General features: G+C 35.5%; 16 protein-coding genes and 1 rRNA gene. 12 read left to right on the top strand and 5 right to left on the bottom strand.

All coding sequences use genetic code 11. The features are described 5' to 3' along the window. Nucleotides 1–554: 554 nt before the first annotated feature. Both AC1FXP_RS22550 and AC1FXP_RS22545 read left to right on the top strand, forming a co-directional pair. The gene (locus tag AC1FXP_RS22550) at nucleotides 555–905 is read left to right on the top strand and encodes an IDEAL domain-containing protein (RefSeq protein WP_480064178.1); all 351 of its coding nucleotides are present in this window, start codon (nucleotides 555–557) and stop codon (nucleotides 903–905) included. A gap of 230 nt (nucleotides 906–1,135) precedes the next feature. Continuing rightward, nucleotides 1,136–2,734 carry an aspartate:alanine exchanger family transporter gene (locus AC1FXP_RS22545; RefSeq protein WP_480064177.1) on the top strand — a complete coding sequence of 533 codons (1,599 nt, stop codon included), beginning with the start codon at nucleotides 1,136–1,138 and terminating at the stop codon, nucleotides 2,732–2,734. A 301-nt stretch (nucleotides 2,735–3,035) separates the two neighbouring features. Here AC1FXP_RS22545 and AC1FXP_RS22540 read toward each other — a convergent pair whose 3' ends face one another. Beyond that, the gene (locus AC1FXP_RS22540) at nucleotides 3,036–3,167 is read right to left on the bottom strand and encodes a hypothetical protein (RefSeq protein ID WP_480064176.1); all 132 of its coding nucleotides are present in this window, start codon (nucleotides 3,165–3,167) and stop codon (nucleotides 3,036–3,038) included. Between the two features lie 313 nt (nucleotides 3,168–3,480). On the opposite strand from AC1FXP_RS22540, the gene AC1FXP_RS22535 reads away from it, so the two are divergent. From AC1FXP_RS22535 to AC1FXP_RS22510, 6 genes are all read left to right on the top strand, one after another. After that, nucleotides 3,481–6,195: a response regulator gene (locus tag AC1FXP_RS22535; RefSeq protein WP_480064175.1), complete on the top strand. Its 2,715-nt coding sequence runs from the start codon at nucleotides 3,481–3,483 to the stop codon at nucleotides 6,193–6,195. Between the two features lie 42 nt (nucleotides 6,196–6,237). After that, nucleotides 6,238–7,047, top strand: coding sequence for a CheR family methyltransferase (locus AC1FXP_RS22530; RefSeq protein WP_480064179.1), 810 nt, complete (start codon nucleotides 6,238–6,240; stop codon nucleotides 7,045–7,047). Next, the gene (locus AC1FXP_RS22525; RefSeq protein ID WP_480064174.1) at nucleotides 6,989–9,028 is read left to right on the top strand and encodes a PAS domain S-box protein; all 2,040 of its coding nucleotides are present in this window, start codon (nucleotides 6,989–6,991) and stop codon (nucleotides 9,026–9,028) included. The genes AC1FXP_RS22530 and AC1FXP_RS22525 overlap by 59 nt, the downstream gene beginning before the upstream one ends. 25 nt (nucleotides 9,029–9,053) lie before the next feature. Next, nucleotides 9,054–9,998 (top strand): sugar ABC transporter substrate-binding protein, encoded by a 945-nt coding sequence (locus tag AC1FXP_RS22520; RefSeq protein ID WP_480064173.1) that lies wholly within the window; start codon nucleotides 9,054–9,056, stop codon nucleotides 9,996–9,998. Nucleotides 9,999–10,128: 130 nt separating this feature from the next. Further along, nucleotides 10,129–11,844 (top strand): putative bifunctional diguanylate cyclase/phosphodiesterase, encoded by a 1,716-nt coding sequence (locus AC1FXP_RS22515; RefSeq protein WP_480064172.1) that lies wholly within the window; start codon nucleotides 10,129–10,131, stop codon nucleotides 11,842–11,844. A 97-nt stretch (nucleotides 11,845–11,941) separates the two neighbouring features. Beyond that, on the top strand, nucleotides 11,942–13,033 hold the full coding sequence (locus AC1FXP_RS22510; protein ID WP_480064171.1) for a TIGR04053 family radical SAM/SPASM domain-containing protein: 1,092 nt from the start codon (nucleotides 11,942–11,944) through the stop codon (nucleotides 13,031–13,033). A 32-nt stretch (nucleotides 13,034–13,065) separates the two neighbouring features. On the opposite strand, the gene AC1FXP_RS22505 is transcribed toward AC1FXP_RS22510, so the two are convergent. Continuing rightward, nucleotides 13,066–13,830 carry a YwiC-like family protein gene (locus tag AC1FXP_RS22505; protein WP_480064170.1) on the bottom strand — a complete coding sequence of 255 codons (765 nt, stop codon included), beginning with the start codon at nucleotides 13,828–13,830 and terminating at the stop codon, nucleotides 13,066–13,068. Nucleotides 13,831–14,050: 220 nt separating this feature from the next. On the opposite strand from AC1FXP_RS22505, the gene AC1FXP_RS22500 reads away from it, so the two are divergent. Continuing rightward, nucleotides 14,051–14,836, top strand: coding sequence for a class I SAM-dependent methyltransferase (locus tag AC1FXP_RS22500; protein ID WP_480064169.1), 786 nt, complete (start codon nucleotides 14,051–14,053; stop codon nucleotides 14,834–14,836). Nucleotides 14,837–14,891: 55 nt separating this feature from the next. On the opposite strand, the gene AC1FXP_RS22495 is transcribed toward AC1FXP_RS22500, so the two are convergent. Further along, nucleotides 14,892–15,611, bottom strand: coding sequence for a lipase family protein (locus tag AC1FXP_RS22495; RefSeq protein WP_480064168.1), 720 nt, complete (start codon nucleotides 15,609–15,611; stop codon nucleotides 14,892–14,894). 266 nt (nucleotides 15,612–15,877) lie between these two features. Here AC1FXP_RS22495 and AC1FXP_RS22490 point away from each other — a divergent pair, with 266 nt between their 5' ends. Both AC1FXP_RS22490 and AC1FXP_RS22485 read left to right on the top strand, forming a co-directional pair. After that, the gene (locus AC1FXP_RS22490; RefSeq protein WP_480064167.1) at nucleotides 15,878–16,696 is read left to right on the top strand and encodes a sensor histidine kinase; all 819 of its coding nucleotides are present in this window, start codon (nucleotides 15,878–15,880) and stop codon (nucleotides 16,694–16,696) included. A gap of 217 nt (nucleotides 16,697–16,913) precedes the next feature. Further along, nucleotides 16,914–18,383: an alanine/glycine:cation symporter family protein gene (locus AC1FXP_RS22485; protein WP_480064166.1), complete on the top strand. Its 1,470-nt coding sequence runs from the start codon at nucleotides 16,914–16,916 to the stop codon at nucleotides 18,381–18,383. A gap of 92 nt (nucleotides 18,384–18,475) precedes the next feature. On the opposite strand, the gene AC1FXP_RS22480 is transcribed toward AC1FXP_RS22485, so the two are convergent. Together AC1FXP_RS22480 and AC1FXP_RS22475 are read right to left on the bottom strand one after the other, a co-directional pair. Beyond that, nucleotides 18,476–20,034 (bottom strand): IS3 family transposase gene (locus tag AC1FXP_RS22480; protein ID WP_480064165.1). Its coding sequence is split into 2 segments (ribosomal slippage): nucleotides 18,476–19,392 and nucleotides 19,392–20,034, totalling 1,560 coding nucleotides; the frame shifts between segments, so codons are not numbered across the junction. A gap of 97 nt (nucleotides 20,035–20,131) precedes the next feature. Beyond that, nucleotides 20,132–21,082 (bottom strand): L-lactate dehydrogenase, encoded by a 951-nt coding sequence (locus tag AC1FXP_RS22475; protein ID WP_480064164.1) that lies wholly within the window; start codon nucleotides 21,080–21,082, stop codon nucleotides 20,132–20,134. 755 nt (nucleotides 21,083–21,837) lie between these two features. Here AC1FXP_RS22475 and AC1FXP_RS22470 point away from each other — a divergent pair. Beyond that, nucleotides 21,838–22,138: ribosomal RNA gene (locus tag AC1FXP_RS22470) — 16S ribosomal RNA — on the top strand; the annotation flags it as partial.

Below are 22,138 nucleotides of genomic sequence, written 5' to 3'. Positions count from 1 at the left end.
TGGGATTTGGACAGAACTACCAATCCTAATTATAAGGAGTTTTTTTGTGCCTTGAAACCATAAATTTCTACTTGAAACTACTTGACAAATTTTTAATAACTTTATGCAAAGCTAATGATTTAAATTACATGTAGGAAGAGGCTATAAAGAAAATTAAGAAACCTATGTAAAAGAAAACATGAAATAAAAACAATTTTTAAAAAATTTCAATTTGTTGCTTATAAAGGGACAATGATGTTTTATGTGGCACAGTAGAATCAGTAAATCACAATACATTCATACAAGATAAATTCATTGAATAAGTAGACTCCTTATAAAGGAACGATTAAGAAAATTCATCTTAAATTGTTGCATAAATTAGAACAACGGAATGGCTCTAATATAATGATTGTACAAAAAGTGTCGATTAGCCCAAGAAAAAATATTATAAAGTGAATATAATGATTTTGCGAAGAAAGATTTTGCAAAGAAAGTGTGTTTAATGAAGATTCTCAACTTAGTCAAAGGTTAATGAAAATACCAAAATGGGTATGACAAAGGTTGGTGAATAAATAATGGAGGCTCATAACAATAAAGAACTAAAACAGGGTGACTGGATTAAGGGAAAAACAAGAAATGATGAGTGGGTACATGGATATATAGAAAGTGTAGAACCATACCACCCATTAGTCCGCATGAAAGTATTGTTTAGTGATAATACCGAGTTTGTAGGAAGAACCATTCGAATTGAAAAGAAGGATATTGAAAAGCAAGCACCACTAACCAGCTTCTCTGAGGCGGAGCTTATAAATTTCATCGATTTGGCTCTGTCTACAAGGGATCAACAATGGTTTATGGAGCTAACGTCAAAATTAAAAAAGAAACAAAATAAATGGTCGCTCAAAAAAAAAGAAAGTAGTCTATAGAAAAAGTACTCTCCTAAATGGATGTCAAATTCCTGTTAGGGAGGCTATAAAAACTTGGCAACGGCTCTACACATTAAATAGAGGACACTGGAAAGATGAAAATCGACTTTTTTCCTTGTCCTCTAAAAGTAGGAGATCTTGTGAAGAAATGAGCATAGCCAAGAAATTCAGCGTGCATAAATGTATAATAATGAAACGTAAGTAGTCGTGGAATAGATGGAGGATGAAAAGTGGAATTATTCTTTTCGTTATTAGAAGAGCCTTTGTTGTTATTATTTGTCATCTTGTTTTTAGGATCAATGCTTGGACAAGCAAAAATTAGGGGACTTAGTTTAGGTACTTCCGGGGTGCTTCTTGTCGCAATGTTATTTGGTCATTTCGGGTATCAAGTTTCCTCTACTGTTCAAAATTTAGGGTTGAGTTTGTTTATTGTTGCTGTAGGCTTACAAGCAGGGCCGCGTTTTTTTAGGATGATGCGATCAAGCGGGTTAATCTTTGGCATTATTGGTCTATTAATTGTTTTGATTGCAGCAATAACGACAATTTTCGTCTCTCATGTGTTCGAGTTATCGCCTGCATTAAGTATTGGTTTAATGACTGGTGCGTTAACTAGTACACCCGGGCTAGCTGCAGCGCTGCAAGCAACGAATGATCCGTTAGCATCAGTAGGATACGGAATTGCTTATCCTTTTGGTGTGATTGCTGTTGTACTATTTGTCCAATTATTGCCGAGGGTTTTAAAAGTTGATCTGATGAAGGATTTAAAAAAATATGTAGACCCGGCTAAAACAGAAGGTTCACCGAAAGTACGGACAATCGAAGTTGTCAATCCGAAGGTGAATAAGCGTACATTGAAGGAATTGCGTTTCCATATGTATAAATCAGTTGTTATCAGTCGAGTGATCCGTGGGGATCGCAATATAATTGCGCTTAACGATACCGTAATATTAAAAGGCGATCATCTTGTTGCTGTTGGATTAGGAGAAGACCTTGATACGTTTTGTCAGGATATCGGTAGAGAAGTTTCATCTGACTTTACTAACTCTGATCATGTGAAGCTACGTAAAGTAGTTGTTGATTCAGAAGAGATGATTGGTAAGAACATTAGAGAATTAGAATTAAGACGAATGTATGGTGTGACGGTGACAAGAATGGAACGAGGAGGATTCGAATTTAATCAAAATTCAAAATGGCGACTAGAACGAGGTGACGTTCTAACTCTAGTTAGCAGTGAAGACCGTTTAAATGTTGTAGAAAAATTATTCAGCAAAAAAACGTTAACTGTGACGAATGTTCATATATTTTCATTAAGTTTAATTTTATTAATTGGTATCATCGTTGGGATGATTCCGATTCACTTACCGTATCTAGGAATGATTACATTAGGAATAGCAGGAGGTCCGTTATTTGTGGCATTACTCATTGGCCATTATGGTAAACTAGGACCGATCCGTGCCCGTTTTTTTCAACCTTCAAATCAAGTAATTCGAGACATTGGACTTGTGCTCTTCTTAGCAGGAGCAGGAACGACCGCAGGGCAAGGCCTTGTAGAGGTCGTGCAAAAAGAAGGTTTAAGTTTAGTCGTAGGTGGGGCTTTGATTACGATCGTTCCTATTTTCATCGGTTTTCTTATAGCAAGGAAATTATTTAAATTAAGTATGGTTCATTCCTTAGGTGCACTTTGTGGAGGATTGACGAGTACTCCTGGGCTTGGAGCCGTGAATCAATTAATTGACTCAGAAGACCCGTCTATTGCTTATGCAGCAGCTTATCCCTTTGCCCTTATATTTGTGGCGATTGCATCGCAATTACTAATATTCTTTTTGTGATAAAGAATGATTAGATAGGGAAAAGAAAAAGATGTATTTAATTATTACTTTTCTTACGTTTGCTCACCCATATAGCTAAGCTAATGCAAATAATGAAGAATGCACCAAAAGTAATAAGTAGCAACCAATCAGCAACATCAAACAAAGTCATCAACCTCCAAAATAATGATATTTTATTTTTTCGATAAAGAATGAGATTTATACGGAAAATTATTTATAGCGGATCCTATTTTCAGATGACAGATTAACGCTAAAAAGGAGAGCTTTGTCCTAATAATGGATCTAGCTCTCTTACTATTATTTATATAGATTTGATTCCTCTTTTCTTTGCAAGCATTACTTTTGCATCATTATACGTTAAGCCAGATTGAGCATTCAGCCGTTTTACTTCTTCGATATCCGTACCCGAGACCGTTTTATTTTTGTTATTCAATGAACTTCCCTCCTGCTTTTAAGATAAATGTATTATTTACAAATGACTGCTTTTTTACTATATACAGCTATTAAAGAAACCATTTACTGATAAATTTTTACTAGAATATTAAAAGATATATTCAAGATATATATTTTAATTGTGATAGAGTGTATTATAATAAAGGTAAATATTTGTCATATGAAATCAAATAAAGACTAAACTTGTAATTTTAAAGAGTGAGAAAAAACTGAAAATTAGTAATTTTTTATTTGGAAGGTCTAAACAATAAACAATAAAATATTAAAACAATTAATTGGTTACCGGAGGGAATATGAAATTTAGAACAAAACTTTATGCAAGTATTGGGTCTATTTTATTATTAATTTCTATTATAGTTATTATCCTACTGAATATGCTTGAGCAATCTACAGTGGAAATGCATGTAGTCGTTAACGAATTGAATGATCGCATCAATATGAGTTCAGACATAATGTATGAGACAGCTAATATAGGCAGAGAACTGCGGGAAATAACAGCTGATCAATCAATTGAGAATTTCTTAACGAGGATGAACGGGTGGGAACAGTCGAATGTAAATTTAAAACTCTCACTTGAATCGCTTGAGAAGCATGACACTCAACAAAAGTCACAAGAGTTAATTGCAAAATTCAAAACATTGCATTCATCTTACCAAGATATTGCACAACAAGTGTTAACCATTCAACGGTTAGATAGTGATAACTCGATCGAGCCTACGCTTTGGGAAGAAGCGGAAATTACTCGTCAAAGAATGCTTCAGATTGGGGAACTTCTCCATGGTTTGCAAGAGCAAGAGCTAAAAAATGAACTATTTAGGTCAAGAGATACATACAATTGGGCTGTTAAGATGATCTACATCTACCTTGCTGTTGGTCTAGGACTTGCAATTGCGATTACGTTATGGATTATTAGAAGTATTACGAAAAACCTAAACAATGTAACGACTGTAATGGAAAGTGTGACGAGTAGGAACGTCGGTGAATTGCCGCGAATTGCTGTACTCTCGAAGGATGAATTTGGAAAAATTGCTACCGCTTTTAATAAAATGGCGACAGAGCTAGAGAGACAAAGTAAATTAGAAAAGCGTTTAAAGAATGAAGCTGAAGAACATAGTTGGCTACAAACGAAAATTGCTGAAATAGCTACCATGTATCCTGAAGTGAAAAATGTACAGATGTTAGCGGATATGTTAATTATGAAGCTTGTTCCTATGGTAGGAGGTAGTGCGGGGATTTTTTATTTGAAGGAAGTGGAAGAAGGTCAGCAGTACATGAAAAAAAGGGCGGCCTATGCGCTATCGGATCAAAGCAATAACTTTGATCGCTTTGAGATTGGCGAAGGATTAATAGGTCAGTGTGCAGCTGAGCAGCGAACAATCTATTTAACGGATATTCCAGACAATTATGTTAAAGTGCATTCTGGAGTTGGTGTGACTTCACCTAAATATAGCATTATTTTACCAGTCAAATTTGAAGGTGAAGTTCTTGCTGTTATTGAAATTGCTTCAATACATTCTTTTAGTACTTCTCAAGTTAAATTGCTAGAAGAAATTATGAGCAACCTTGGTATTACAATGAATAGTATTGCAAATCGTATGAGAGTGGATAAATTATTACAGGAATCTCAAAGCTTAACTGAAGAATTACAAGCACAATCAGAAGAACTGCAAGTGCAACAAGAAGAATTACGTACAACGAATGAGAAATTGGAAGAGCAATACGAAAGTTCAGAATCTAAGAAAACGGAGCTAGAAAAAGTACGAGAGGCACTTGAAGAAAAGGCCCAACAGCTTGAGTTAAGCTCTCAATATAAATCAGAGTTCTTAGCAAATATGTCTCATGAGCTTAGAACGCCTCTTAATAGTTTATTGATTTTGGCGAAGATTCTCTCTGAGAATGGTGATGGCAATCTAACAGGTAAGCAGGAGGAATATGTCCGAACAATTTATTCTTCGGGTCAAGACTTGCTGCATTTAATCAATGATATTTTAGATTTGGCAAAAGTAGAATCTGGAAAATTAGAAGTTGTGCCAAAAGAGGTAGAACTTCAAAAGGTCCAAAATTTTGTGGAGCGACAGTTTGCTCCTATCGCTCGCCAAAAAGGTGTGAGCTTTACCGTAAAAGCTGAAGAGAATATTCCAGAATACCTGAGTACAGATGAACATCGATTACAACAAATATTAAAAAATTTACTTTCCAATGCCTTTAAATTTACTGAAAAAGGAAATGTGTCATTAGTCATTAAGAAAGTGAATGATTTAAAACCTATGTTCGCATTTTCTGTTACGGACACAGGAATTGGAATAGCGAAAGAGAAACAAGGTACGATCTTTGAGGCATTTAAGCAAGCTGATGGAACGACAAGCAGGCAATATGGCGGAACAGGCTTAGGACTTTCAATTAGTAGAGAAATCGCTTATTTATTAGGCGGTCATATCGATATACTCAGTGTTGAAGGAAAGGGTAGTACATTTACTTTGTATTTACCATATTATGAATCTATTGAAGTAGAGGAGAATTCTTCTGCTATTGCTGAAGTCGCAGCAACTTTTGATCAAGAGTTAGTAACAAGTATATCTTCAGACCATGAGGAGATAGCAATTCAACAACAATATATATCGTTACTGAAAGGTAAAAAAATTCTGATCGTTGATGATGATGTTAGAAATGTGTTTGCTTTAACATCAGCGCTTGAAAAGTACGAAATGGATATTAATTTTGCCGAAAGTGGCAAAGAAGCATTATTGGAGTTACGGGATAATCCAGATACCGACTTAATTTTAATGGACATTATGATGCCTGATATGGACGGCTTTGAGGCTATGAAGATTATACGTAAAAAGCCACAATTTGCATCACTTCCAATCATTGCTGTAACAGCCAAAGCTATGAAGCATAACCGAGATGAGTGTATTGAAGCAGGTGCATCCGATTATATAAGTAAGCCAATTGATTTAGATCAGTTGTTCTCACTCATGAATGTTTGGTTGTATAGAAAAAAAGAGTAGGTGAACATATTCAATAATATAGTTAGGAAACCAATTGATGAAATTGAAAAGATTGAAATAGATTTATTGCTTGAAGCTATCTACCGATGTTATGGCTATGATTTCAGGGGGTACGCTTTGCCTTTCATTCAAAGAAGAATTCATCATCGTGTGCGAAATGAGAAACTTCCAAGTGTATCGGCATTGCAGGAAAAGATATTGCATGATCCAGCAGTGATGGAAAGTATGTTTTGTGATTTTTCAATCAATGTAACAGAGATGTTTCGAGATCCTTCTTTTTTTAAAGTATTACGTACAAAAGTATTCCCAAGATTAAGGGATAAATCCACGATCCGTATTTGGCATGTCGGGAGTTCAACTGGTGAAGAAGTCTACTCGATGGCAATTCTATTATACGAAGAAGGGCTCTATGAAAAATCGAAAATATATGCTACTGATATAAATGAAAGCAATTTAAATAAGGCAAAAAAAGGTGTCTTTTCAATTGATGGAATGCAGCAGTATACTCAAAATTATTTTGAAGCGGGCGGAAAAAGGGCGTTCTCTGAGTATTATAAGGCCATCGGTGAACAAGTTGTTTTCCGTCCTTTTTTACAGACCAACGTAATATTTGCACAGCATAATCTAGTAACAGATCATTCTTTTAATGAGTTTGATATCATTATCTGTCGCAATGTCCTAATCTATTTTAGCAAAGAACTGCAAAATAAAGTACATCAGCTTCTCTATGAAAGCCTTAGCTTGGATGGCTTTCTTGGGTTGGGGAAAAGAGAGGGGATTAAATTTACTAGTCATGGAAACTGTTATGAAGAAATCGATGCAACAGAAAAACTGTACCGTAAATATAGATAGTACAAGTGTCAAAAAAGTAAATATATTAATGGTTGATGATCATCCAGAAAATCTACTAGCATTGGAAGCAGTACTTACATCTCCTAACTACAATTTGGTTAGTGCGACCTCAGGGAAACAAGCATTAAAATATATGCTTAAACAAGACTTTGCAGTGATTTTATTAGACGTACAAATGCCAGGGCTAAATGGGTTTGAAACAGCAAAACTAATAAAAATGCGTGAGAAAACAAAAAATATTCCAATTATTTTTATTACGGCTATTAGCCAAGATGTCGAGCATGTTCATCAAGGTTATTCCGTTGGGGCAATTGATTATATTTTTAAACCGTATGAGCCTGAATTGCTCAAACAAAAAATAAAGCAATTTGTAAAAATTCATCAAAACCATGAAGAACAGTTGATTCAAAATGAAGCTGAGAAAACAGCTGAAATTCAAGAAATAAACGAGAAGTTAGATCTGACAACCTTAGATTTACGAAGGTCAGAAGCGTTAGCAAAGGTAATAGGAGATACGATCCTTGATACCATTGTTACTTTTGATACGTATGGAAAAATATTATCAGTGAATAAAGCTATTAAAAGCATGTTCGGTTATTCATATGAAGAAGTTGTGGAGCATCAGATAGGGAGTCTGTTTCTTATTGATACAATAGAAAAAGAAGCCGAGTCAAAACAACTAAACATGTCGTTTATCAAGCAAGCAGGGGAACGAGTTTTCGAAGTTATCGCATTACGTAAAGATAAAAGTGGGTTTCCTGCAGATATACAAGTTGGGAAAACGACAGTAGAAGGTCATGAAATTTTTGTCTGCACAATTAGGGACATAACTGAACGAAAACAAATGGAGGAAGACAAAAAGCAAAAGTATATAGATATGGAAACGATTGTTCAAGAGAGGACAATGGAACTTCTAATAGCCAATGAAAAATTAAAGAATGAAATTGTTGAGAGAAAAAAAATAGCCGAGCACCTTTTAGCCTCTCAGGAGCGTTTTAAGAAGATTTTTGAGTCTAGCCCCAATTTACTAGCCATTTTTTCATTAGATGATAAATCATTTATTGATGTAAATGAGAGATGGATAGAATATACAGGTTATAGTAACGAAGAATTAAATTCTCTTAATTTGGGTTTGCTCTATTGTATAGAAGAATCAAATTGCCAAGACTTACAAACGCCGAGTCGTAATCAAAAAATCACTTATAAAACGAAAAGTGGACATATACGATCTGGTTTACTGTCAACTGAATTAATTACGCTACATTCTAAACAATGTGCTCTTATCGTTGTAACAGACATAACAGATAGAGTCCTATTAGAGAATGAAATGGCTAGGTTAGATCGACTGAACTTAATTGGTGAAATGGCAGCAGGGATTGCTCATGAAATTCGAAATCCTATGACGACTGTCCATGGTTTTTTGCAAGTAGCAAAGAGTAGCCGTGACCCTCTGAAATTAGAGATTGTTGATTTAATGTTGGACGAATTAAATAGGGCTAACTCTATAATTACGGAGTTTCTAAATTTAGCCAAAAATAAAGTAAGTGACAAAAAATCACAAAGTATTAATAATATCATTAAATCCTTATTTCCGCTTATTCAAGCAGAAGCTTTACGATCAAGTAAAGAAGCGATTCTTGAATTACATGAATGTCCTGATATTTATTTGGATGAAAAAGAGATTCGTCAAATTATTTTAAACATTGCACTTAATGGGCTTGACGCAATGACTTCTGGAGGAGAACTTGCAATTAGAACATATACGGAAAACAAAGATGTTGTCTTGGAAGTTCAAGATCAAGGAGAGGGGATCAGCCCAGACATTATTGAAAAAATAGGTACGCCTTTCTTTACAACTAAAGAAGAGGGCACAGGGTTAGGTCTAGCGATTTGTTATAGTGTGGCAGAACGTCATCAAGCTGAGATAGATATAAACACAGGGGATACGGGAACGATTTTTTCAATCCGCTTTAATTCATAAAAAAGAATGAAAGGAGGTAGAAGCATTGAAAACTAGGTCCATCTTCCTTATTATGTCTGTTATTGTGATTGCTCTTATAAGTTTTATTTCTAACCCCTTTGCTGAGGAAAAACCTAAAGTTACGGTTCTTCTCAAAGAACAAAAAACGGAGTATTGGGAAATAGTTGCAGCCGGAGCAGAGAAAGGGTTTCGTGATTTTGGAATCGACGGAGACGTACTCGCCCCAGCCAATGGAACAACAGAAGAGCAAATCGAGTTGTTAGAGAGAATTATTAAGGAGAGTCCTGATGTATTAATTGTTTCACCTATATATCCTGAATATCTGTTTGACTCATTAGATCCATTTATTGATAAAGGAATTCCTGTTCTGTTCTTAGATACGGATGCTTCGTGGAAGAATAAAACTTCTTATATCGGTACGGAAAATTATGATTTAGGTCGAAGGGCAGGTTCTTTATTAGGTTCCCAACTACAACCAGGTGATAAGGTCGCTATTCTTACTGGTGATGAAGAAATCCCGGTTGCTGGGGATCGAATGAGGGGAGCAGAAGTTAGGCTAAAAGAAGTGGGAATTAACGTAGCTGCTATTATTACCCAATTATCCAACGAACCTAAGCAGGTAAAAGAAGTAATGGAAACCATTTTAGAAGCTCATCCCGATTTGAAAGGAGTTGTCGCAACAACAGATGGGATGGCTTTGAGTGCTTTACATGTTATTCAAGACCACGGTCTTTCCATTCCTGTCACAGGTGCAGATGGAATAACAGAGATGGTTGAATTAATAGAAGAAGGAATATTATCAGGAACGGTCGCTCAAAATCCTTTTGATATGGGGTACTTAAGTGTTGAAGCTGCATCTAAGGTATATAGAGGAGAAACGATTGATCGAAATATAGATAGCGGTGTAGATATCATAGTAAAAGGGAATGCAAAGCAACGACTAGATTTTCTTCATAGTTTATTGAAATAAAATTAAGAACAAGAGCATTCAATTATGGATGCTCTTGTTCTTGTATGCAGTAGTGTGACCTACATCACACCGAAAATCCAGCTATTCCTGTACAATAGAGAGCAGCGATAGAGAGAAGTGAGGGGAACATATGAGCTTAGAGGATGAATTGAATCATGCTTTAAAGAAACTAAAGGATATCGAGTCTGCAATAAATGAATCATCTATTGTTGCCATAACAGACCAAAAAGGAATGATTCGATTCGCAAACGATAAGTTCTGTGAAATATCCAAGTATAGCCGCGAAGAATTAGTAGGGAAAGACCATCGGATTATTAATTCAGGTCACCATAGTAAAGAATTCATCCAATCATTATGGGAAACGATTACAAAAGGTGTAGTGTGGAAAGGCGAGTTTAAAAATAAAGCGAAGGATGGAACGTATTACTGGGTCAATACTACAATTGTACCTTTTCTAGATGAGGATGGTGTGCCTTATCAATACGTCTCTATTCGTCATGACATTACAGAAAGAAAACAAATTGAAGAACAAATGCAGTCTATGGCTTATTTAGACCCATTGACATTATTACCGAATCGAAACAAATTAAATAAGTGGCTTAGCGACTTGCAGATGGGTGATAAACTGAATGATCAGGTAGCCGTTTTATTTTTAGATCTTGATCGATTTAAATCAATTAATGACCAGTATGGACATACAATTGGAGATTTAGTACTAAAAGAAACGGGGCAGAGGTTACAAGACTGTCTACGTAAAACGGATTTTCTTACAAGGCAAGGCGGGGATGAGTTTGTAATCATTCTTGATAAAATTAAAAATAAACAAGAGGTAGTATCTATTATTCAAAAAATTGAAAATCAGCTATCATTGCCTTTTTGTATTCGAAATATAAATTTATCAGTGTCAGCGAGTATCGGTGTAAGTCTAGATTATATTACGGCTGAAAACAATAACTATCAAGAATTTATCGAAAGTTTATTGAAAGATGCCGATCATGCAATGTATCAAGCTAAACAACAGGGTGGACAAACGTATAGTTTTAGTACACCAAAGCAGAGTCTTGAAATGGAAAGGTACTATCAGCTTCAGCGAGAAGCAGCAATAGCACTAGATTCAAACGAATTTCACCTAGTATATCAGCCACTCGTTAATTTGAAAAATAGGGATGTTGAGGGGGCTGAAGCATTATTACGATGGAATAGCGCGAAGTTCGGGATGGTCAGCCCAGCTGAATTTATTCCCATCTTGGAAGAAATGGGTACTATCATTCCTATCGGTAGATGGATTATATCTTCTGCTTGCATTCAATTAAGAAATTGGCAAAAAAGCGGCTATTATTTGCGAAAAGTTTCTGTAAATGTATCACCAGTACAGTTTCGAGATGAATATTTTGTAAGAGATTTAAAATATATTCTTGATGAAACGAAGGTAGATCCATCTTACTTAGAACTTGAAATTACAGAAGGGGTTCTACTTAATATAGAAGCAGCAAGAAAAACGTTATTTGAATTAAAGCAGTTAGGAGTAAATATTTCGATTGATGATTTTGGAACTGGTTATTCATCATTAAGTTATTTGAAACATTTACCAGTTGATACAATCAAAATTGATAAATCATTCATACATGAGTTAGATGTTGACGGTGAAATTATTATTAATACGATTATTACTATGGGTAAAAACTTAGGCTTTAATGTCATTGCTGAGGGGATTGAAAATGATAGGCAGGTAAAATCGCTCCAGCAACAAAATTGTGATGTAGGTCAAGGTTATTTCTTTAGCAAGCCAGTCCAGGCTCATCAATTCCAAACTTATATGAAGACGTATCATCTAATAAATGACTAACTGATGAACATTTTTGTTCTGTGATTTTAGTCACCTCCGAACGTTTTATCTTTTGTTAAGCTTAGAAAAACGAGTATTGATGTAGGAGGGGATTGATATGAACATTGATTATAAAAAAAATCCATTTATCGTCATTTGGGAAGTGACGAGAGCGTGCGCATTGAAATGTTTACACTGCAGAGCTGAAGCACAACATCTCCGCGATACTAGAGAGCTTTCTTTTGAAGAGGGAACGAATTTAATCGATCAAATCTATGAGATGGGAAATCCCTTGCTTGTTTTTACAGGTGGAGATCCGTTAATGAGAGAAGATTTATATGACTTAATTGATTATGCTGTGAAAAAGGGTGTACGTGTGTCCATGACTCCTAGTGCAACCCCAAGAGTCACAAAAAAAGCGATGGAGAAAGCTAAAGCTGCTGGTCTATCGAGGTGGGCGTTTAGTTTAGATGGCCCTAACAAAGAGATACATGATCATTTTAGAGGGACTAAGGGCTCGTTTGATTTAACGATGAAAGCAATACGACATTTGCAAGATTTAAACATGCCTATTCAAATAAATACGGTTGTTTCTCATTATAATGTAGGTGAACTTGAGAAGATGGCTGAACTTATGGAACAACTACAATCTGTACTTTGGAGTGTATTTTTTCTTGTTCCGACAGGGCGGGCTTCTAATATGGAACCCGTTTCCCCAGAAAAACATGAACAAGTGTTACATTGGCTTGCCGAATTAAAAGAAACAGCAACATTTGATATTAAAACAACAGAAGCGCCTCATTTTAGAAGAGTACTTATGCAAAGAGAATCAATGAAAGCAAAGGGGGACGGGCAGAGAAAGAGAAGACAAGATATTTTAGGTCGCGCTCCAAAAGGAGTAAATGACGGGAACGGTTTTGTTTTTATCTCTCATACAGGTGATGTATTTCCGAGTGGATTCCTTCCAATTCATTGTGGAAATGTGAGGACCGATTCTTTGGCAGCCATATATAGTGAAAATCCGGTGTTTAAGCAATTACGTGAGCCTGATCAATTTAAGGGGAAGTGTGGAGTTTGTGAATACCGACATCTGTGCGGTGGTTCAAGGGCAAGAGCTTATGCTGTTACCGGAGACTATTTACAAGGTGAACCATATTGTATCTATATTCCAAAACAAAAGAATGAATTAATAGAAACCCAGTCACTTTAATTTGAAGTGACTGGGTTTTTAAGGTCTGATTATTAAATGATGATGATACTAACAATGAAAAAGACAATACCATTCAAGATTTCAATCATTCCTATCTTCATTGGTTTCATTTGTTGTTTCCTGGAAGTGACCCAGTCTTTTATTGCTCCTGGTAAAAACGCAAAGACTAACATGGGAGTTCCAAGTAAAAAAGGAATGAGCAATAGGAGAGCATGATACGTGTGGGACAATTTTTTAAAACGGGCATTTTTTCGTTCGCGAATGAGAGATTTTACATAAAAGGCACTTCCCGTAAAATAAACCGTAACAAATATTAGTAGGAAGATAGCATTATTGAAATCTCCTTGACCAAGAATTGAAGCAGCGACTCCACCTAATGCAAACGTGATAATTCCACTAAGATTATTCCATAGGCTTCGTTCGTTTCGAGCCCTAATAAAATAAACATTTATGATAAGTAAAGGAATAAGAAAGATGCCAATTAATAGTAAAACGGGAGTTAACCAGATGACGGGTAGTAAAAAGATAGTAGCAATGATTGAATATCTAACAAGCCATGGCATCATTTCTGTTTTCATTTTATGGTTTCGAATGATGTTTAATAACGGCGTAGATGCTAGAAATAAAAAGAACCAACCAATTAGAAATGGAATGTGCAATAGAACTGGCCCAAAGATAGCAACTGCTAATAAATATGGTAAGAAAAACATCAGCCACGTACCATGTTCTTTTGGCAAAATCAATTTAACTTTTTGTCTGTTTCCTTGCATTGTATCTATATATTCATTTGTAACCATACGAGCACTCCTTTTGTAAGTATATGTTAACTATAATTAAAATAAATAAATTAGACTGTTAAAACGGTCACAGATAGGTAAATTAGTAGTGTTATAAGTAACGGAGAACATGATGTTATCAAGAGGTTAGTTGAGAGGGAAAGTCATCCATAAATTAACATTATGCGTTATAATAAAGAGGCAAACCAATTCATGAATGTTAAAAAAAGGATGTGGTTCCATGACTGAAGATAACACGAAAGCTAACGTACAAGCTCAGTTTGGAAAAAATGCACGTAACTATGTAACGAGCAATACACATGCTAAGGGAGAGGACTTACAAAAGCTTCTCGAAATCTCCCATGTAAAAGGCGCCGAAAAATGCCTTGATATCGCTACAGGAGGAGGCCATGTCGCCAATGCATTCGCCCCAGGTGTTAAAGAGGTGGCTGCATTAGACTTGACTACAGAAATTCTTCAGGCAGCAAAAGGATTCATCGACTCTAACGGTCATACAAATGTTACGTTTGTTCAAGGTGATGCCGAACGTTTACCATTTGATGATAGTAGTTTTGATGTTGTAACATGTAGGATTGCTGCACATCATTTTCCTAATGTTCTTGCTTTTATAAGTGAAGCATTCCGGGTCGTGAAAGCGGAAGGGACGTTGTTATTTATAGATAATGTAGCCCCAGAACGAGATGATTTTGATTCTTTTTATAATAAAATTGAAAAAGATCGAGATCCTAGTCATTATCGTGCTTGGAAGAAATCAGAGTGGTATAAAATGATAGAAGAAGCTGGCTTTGAAATTGACGAATCTTATCGATTTAGAAAGCATTTTAATTTTAATAATTGGTGTAAGATGATGAATCTTGCACCAAAGAAGCAAAAGGCTTTAACTAATTACATGATTAACTCATCCAATGAATTACATGATAAATTCCGTTTGAAGATTAACGATGGGAAGGTCGAGTCGTTTATGGGAGAGTCTATCTTAATAAAAGCGATCAAACCCCAAAAGTAAAATAAACGGGGTTATCCCTGGTCAATAAGTAGACCTTTGGGATAACCCATTTCATCTAGAAATCTTTTACACCTTTTATATACGTATAGATGCTATGATTTCCTCTTAATGTATCTGTTTGAATGCCAAATGTATCTGCGTCTTTAATATGCTGATAATGATACGTTTGATCTGATAATGGACTATAAATAGATTTTGGGGGTAAAAGCGGTACAATATCATAAATATTAACGAATCGGTAGCTTTCTTTAACAGACTGTTTAAATGTTTTTGCAAATTCTGGATCTCCAACTCTAGGACTCGCGAAGTTATATAGAGAAACGTTGAAGCCGTGTTTTGACAAGTCAAAAGCACACAATGTTGCAATGGCAGCACCTAAGCTATGTCCTGTAATGTAAACCTTCTTTTTTAAAGGGATTTGTTCAATGATGTCGATTATGTCATCTCTACATGATTGATAAATAGATGAAAAGCCCTCATGAACGAGAAAGGTTTCTTTCGTATACGGGAATGGAACTTGTGATACTTCAGCATCGACTATCCAATCTGGATTAGAGTCTGTTCCTCGAAAAGCAATGATGACACTCTTTTTGGATTCCAAAATAAATCCAAACCATTCTCTAATACCAATCGCATTTGCTTTTACATTTGCTAGTAATTTGTATCCTTTTGGAATTGTAAAATCACCGTCATTGGTATATTGGAAATACGTTTGTAAACAGCAATTTGCTAAGAACAATGGAAGTTGCTTTTTAATTGAATACGTTTGAGTCATATGTTGTTCCTCCTGAAAAAGCTGATACATTAACATATGTGCGAATGACCATTTACGACCCACATTAGACTTGCTAAATTTTCATTATTGCCATAGAATACGATAAATTTTCACCTCGATTGGTCACAAAATCCCAAAGGTAAACGAGGAAAGCCCCGTACAAGTAGCAGAGGGAACTGAAAAGGTCGCTTGTCACCTTTTCAGTTCCCTACAAATAGCACGGGGTTTTCTAATTAAACTAGATGATGAGAAGTCATCCGTATTTAATGACAGATACGGAATTAGTGAAATCAACTCTATACAATCATATAGATCATGCCGTTTTCCCGTCACTAGCAGCTCAAAAAAAGATCGAAACAGAACTCGATTTTTATCGTCAGAAATTAGACTTTATCCATGTTGTTGCTCATGAAGTTAGAAATCCTTTAACTGTAATCAAGTCATTTGCAACCATTCTTAAATCGGAGTTACCAGATCCAGATATCCAAGCAAAACTAAGTTTGATAGAAGACTATTCGGTTGCGATTGACCACGAAATCCATCACATTATTCAAACGGAACAAATGCTAACGATTGATACTTTTTGGAAAACAAAATTAATAAAAGCTTTGCCTTCAATAAAAGAAGTTGTAGAAGTGATGAAAATTAAAGCACGTACACAAAATATTGAGCTTGTTTCAAACTTAGAAGTTCCACCGAATACAATTATTAACGGTAATTTAATGGGCATTAAATTAATTATATCTAATTTACTTAGTAATGCGATTAAGTATAGTCATGAAGGCGAAACGGTTACAATTGATAGTTTCATTAAGAATAATCATTTGTACATACATATAATAGATAATGGTGTTGGAATGACTCCTGAAAACTTAGAAAGATTGTATCAAAAGTACCAAAAGATTAATCAAGAAGTGGCTGGCCAAGGAATTGGCTTGTTTATGGTATATCAAATTGTCAAACATTTTAAAGGAGACATTGATATTGTTAGTGAGGTAGGAACAGGAACAGAAGTTAATTTATCTTTTCCCTTAAAAGGTTTTTTGAGAAGGCATTTGCATTTTTCGCAAATGCTTTCTTTATAATCACTCTCTTTTAGAGCTGACAATTACTAAAATGAAAAAGGAATAACAAGATACGAATAATCATTTTTTGTAAGCGTTAACAAAAATATGTAAATCGAATATTGACGAATGAATATTTTTAATTTTACGTTCTTTTATATTGTTATATAGCAATAGATGCCCTATAATTCAAATTAGTAAGAAATGTAAAAAATTTAATGTGTTAGGGGGAGTCTATGTGAGTGATTTAATCAATTGGTTGAATGGTGTTTTGTGGAGCACTCCAATGATTATTTTTTGTCTAGGCGTTGGTTTATTGTTTTCTATTTTTACTCGTTTTTTACAAGTTAGACACGTAAAAGATATGGTACGGCTAACGTTCCGTGGCAAGAGTTCATCGGCAGGAATTTCATCATTTCAGGCTTTGGCCATCGCACTTTCCGGTCGAGTCGGTACCGGTAATATAGCGGGTACGGCAACGGCAATTGCGTTTGGAGGACCAGGGGCGGTTTTTTGGATGTGGATGATTGCTTTTATTGGTGCATCTAGCGCATTTATTGAATCTACTCTTGCGCAAATGTACAAACAAAAGCAAGATGGGCAATATCGAGGTGGTCCAGCTTACTATATTGAAAAAGGAATAGGGTGGAAATGGTACGCTGTTATCTTTGCTGTTGCAACTTTACTAGCAATGAGCCTTCTTATGCCAGGTATTCAATCTAATTCCATTGCAGTTGCTGTGGAAAATGCATTTTCAGTTAACACTTATATTACGGGTATTATTTTAATTGCTATTATTGGTATTATCATTTTTGGTGGAGTAAAACGAATTGCAAATGTAGCACAGTTTGTCGTTCCTTTCATGGCAGTTGCATATATCTTGCTTTCATTGATTATTGTGTTAGTTAATTTTACTGAGTTGCCAGCTGTGATTGGTTTGATATTTAGTAGTGCATTTGGTGCAGATGCTGCGTTTGGTGGAATTATCGGTCTTGCTATTTCATGGGGCGTTAAACGTGGTATCTACTCAAATGAAGCAGGACAAGGAACAGGTCCACATGCAGCTGCGGCGGCTGAGGTTTCCCACCCAGCTAAACAAGGGCTCGTTCAATCATTCTCTGTTTATATTGATACACTTATAGTTTGTTCGGCAACAGCATTTATGATTCTCTTTACAGGCATGTACAATGTAGAAAGTCCTAATGGGGGATATATTGTTAATAACATTAGTGAAATTCCAGCGGGAGCAGGTTATACACAAGCTGCAATTGAATCTGTCCTTCCTGGATTTGGAGCTTCCTTTGTTGCGATTGCTTTGTTTTTCTTTGCCTTTACAACAATTATGGCGTATTACTACATGGCCGAAACAAATGTAGCGTATTTAATACGCGGGAAATATAAAAAGTATGGTATATTCCTACTGAAAGTGGTTCTACTTTTAGCGGTATTCTTTGGTGCTATCAGAGAGGCAGATTTGGCATGGGCACTTGGTGATGTAGGCTTAGGTTTAATGGTTTGGTTAAACTTAATTGCGATTTTAATCCTTGCAAAGCCTGCTTTGCGAGTGTTAAAAGATTATGAGCAACAGAAGAAAGAAGGAAAGGATCCTGTGTTCGATCCTAAGAAATTAAACATAAAAAATGCCGATTATTGGGAGTTTGAATACGAAGAGGATCAAAAGAAGAACAAAGATAAGCTTTCTAGTTAATCTGAATAATAAAGTGACTTAAAAATTAAACCCGACTTCTGGTAATTGAAGTGCACCCTGTCAAGTAGACAGTGGAAATAATTAAAAATGATCTAAGCGGCTTTAGCTCTATATTCCATAGGGCTAAGGCCGTTTAATCGTTTTTGGTATCTATCATGATTATAAAAATGGATATATTCATCTATCGCAAGAGAAAGTTCCTCAAATGTCCTATACTTATGTAAATAATACTTCTCACATTTCAGTGTTCCAAAAAAAGATTCCATTGGTCCATTATCAATACACCGACCAACTCGTGACATACTTTGTGTCATCTTCGCCGCGTCTATCTTACGCTTAAATCCTTTTGAGGTGTACTGGAACCCACGATCACTATGGATAAGTGGATGTTCTTCATCTAATAGTACTGTTGCTTGGTCAAGCGTTTTGAATACAAGTTGATTATTATTGGAATGTCCTAAAACATAACTTACAATTGATCCATCATAAAGGTCACGAATCGCACTTAAATAAGCCTTCTTAGATTGGCCATATTTAAATTCTGTAACGTCCGTTACCCATTTTTCATTTGGTTTTTCGGCTGTAAATTCACGATTTAATATATTGTCTGCGACATGTTGAGGTGTAGAGCGTTTATATTGCTTCTTCTTGACACGAATGACCGAGCGTAATCCAGCCACTTTCATCAACCGATAGATTCTTTTATGATTAAGCTTTTCCTTAAACTGCCTATTCATGTGAAGGGTCATTTGACGATAACCAAAGATGCCATCAACTTTTTCATGGAGAGTTTTCATCTCTTGGGTGATTTCTTTATTCAGTATTTCTCTGGATGAAGGAGTACGATTGATCCACTTATAATATGCAGATCGTGCGATACCGGCAATTTCACAAAGTAAACTAATGCTTAAACCTTCATTCTGGTGAAGTTCTTGAATAGCGACATACTTATCCTCAAACCGGATTTGGCTTATTTTCGCCTCCTTTCGATCTCCTCTAACTTTTTTAAAAATAAGTTCTCTGCACGTAACCGTTCATTTTCTCTTTCTAATTTTTTCATTTGAAGGTTGATTTTCTCTTCTGGAGTCAAGCTAGTTTCTTCTTTCTTATTACCACGTTTATCTATTAGCGCTTCATCTCCGCCATCTTCATACTTCTTAACCCATTGATAGACTTGTTGATAAGAAACATTATAAGTATTAGCTGCTTTTTGATAATCTTTTCCGTTCCCCAAGCAATCAAGTACAATTTGTATTCGTTCTTCCCAAGTCGTTTTTCTTCCCTTAATCATAGAGCTCGTCCTTCCTTGTGACGTATCTTTTAATTCTCTATGACTATTATACTTCCTAATCCACTTATTGAGGACAGACTTATCCGATAGTTCGTACTTTCTTGTAAGTTCCCGAAGCGAGCATTTTCCAGATTGATAATCTGTTATTGCGGCAAGCTTTAGTTCTTTGGAGTACTTTTTCCATGTAGAGGATTTTTTAAGACCTTCTGATCCATATTTATCGAATTTACGTCTCCATTCCATAATGGTAGATTTATGCACATTATAAATTTTGGTGATTTCATTTAATGAGTATTGTCCACCCTCACATACTTCCAAAATTTCTAATTTATCTTCTGCAGAGTAACCTCTTTTAGGCATGAAAAATACTCCCCTTTAAAGTAGCAGATTTTTATTTTTTAATCTGTCTACCTAAAGGGGAGCATATCATAATTTTACTAGAAGTCGGGTTTTGTAATTAGGTTTCTAAAATGTGTTCCATAGACTCACGAAGAGTTTTGACAGAATGATCAAATTGTTTTTTTTCTTTGTCGTTCAATTCAATTTCTAAAATGTTTCGAATCCCGTTACGATTAATAATTGCTGGTACTCCGATGTAAATATCGTCATGTCCGTATTCGCCAGTAAGGTAAGCAGATATAGGGAGGACGCTATTTTCGTTTTGTAAAATGGCTTTCGTAATTCGTACTAAAGACATACCAATTCCGTAATAAGTTGCTCCTTTTCTTTCGATAATATGGTAAGCCGCATCACGAACATTTTCGAAGATTTTATCTAGTGCTTCAGTGTTATAGGTGTCATTTCTTCCTATATAAGATTCAAGTTTATCAATTCCGATTGTTGTATGGCTCCAAACAGGTAATTCTGTATCTCCATGTTCACCGATAATATATGCATGGATGTTTCGTGGGTCAATTTCAAAATAGTCTCCTAACATATAGCGTAATCTAGCTGAATCTAATGTAGTTCCAGAACCGATAACACGCTCTTTTGGTAAGCCAGATTCTTTCCAGGTTACATAAGTCATAATATCAACTGGGTTTGTTGCTACTAAGAATATTCCATCAAAACCGCTTTTCATAATGTTACCGACTATTTGTTTAAAGATCGTAGTATTTTTTGCAACCAAATCTAGTCTTGTTTCTCCAGGTTTTTGAGCTAGACCAGCTGTAATGACAACGAAGTCTGCTTGTTGGCAGTCTTCGTACGTGCCACTCCACACTTTCATAGCAGTTGGTGCGAATGGAAGACCGTGATTAAGATCCATTGCTTCTCCTTCTGAACGTAATTCATTTACATCTATAAGAACCAATTCTTCAACAACACCTTGGTTAATTAAAGAGTATGCATAGCTACAACCTACTGCGCCTGTACCGATAAGAACAACTCGATTTACTGTTCCATTCATAATAATTACCTCCTACTTTAACTAACTTTATCAATGACTTACTAGTGAATTTCTATTTAAAGTATAACACCCTTATGTGAAGTTTTTCACATAAGGGTGTGGAGAAATTGTGAATTTAATCACAAGTAATGTTAAGTATTTCATTATTTATTTCGGAGTTATTGATGAAGGGTTAAACTAACTTAGTTTTTGTTTTGAGCGGATTTTGTGAAAGGCTAGTTAAAATCTTGTGTGAACTAGAGGGGAGTTATTTAGAAGCAGCTATAAAAGGGAAAGACAAATTTTTTCTTTCTGTTTAGTCGTTAATAAATGGAGTGTTTTATGGTGATAATTTTCTATTATAGAAGAAAGAAGGTTAATTTTAAAAAATGTTGCTCTAAGGTTTGAATTTTGTTTACGATTGTGGTAAATTATTAAATCTCAGCGAAAAATTTTTCAGATCTTGTTTTTTTAAAAAGGATATTGCGCAGAATGTTATGTTGTGTTATAGTAATTCTTGTTCTTGTGATTCGACATTTTTTGTGTGTTGTTTTTGGAAAAACACAAAACAATGTTGCATAGAATAGATTGTTGTGTTAATATGATGAATGTCGCTGATGAATGAGTGGCGGACGAGTTCTTTGAAAACTGAACAAAAGCCAAGCGAAATAATAGAGATATATGATATCTCGTCAAAGATATTTTCTTTAGAAAATATCATCTTTAATTTATTGTGTTGCTAGCGTAATGCAAATTGAGCTAATCAGCTTACCATTTTTATGGAGAGTTTGATCCTGGCTCAGGACGAACGCTGGCGGCGTGCCTAATACATGCAAGTCGTACGACAGAAGTCGGGTATCAGAGGCCAGAGATCAGAGTGAATGATCTCGCTAGGAAGTAAAAGCATCTTGAATGACTTTTATCTGACTTCCGGTTTCCGATACCTGACTTCTGGAGTGGCGGACGGGTGAGTAACACGTGGGCAACCTGCCCTGTAGATCGGGATAACACCGAGAAATCGGTGCTAATACCGGGTAATAGAGTGAACGCGCATGCGTTTACTCTCAAAGATGGCTC

This window comes from Halalkalibacter sp. HAAS-P013 (assembly GCF_056619925.1).
This window is presented reverse-complemented; position numbering and strand designations above follow the sequence as displayed.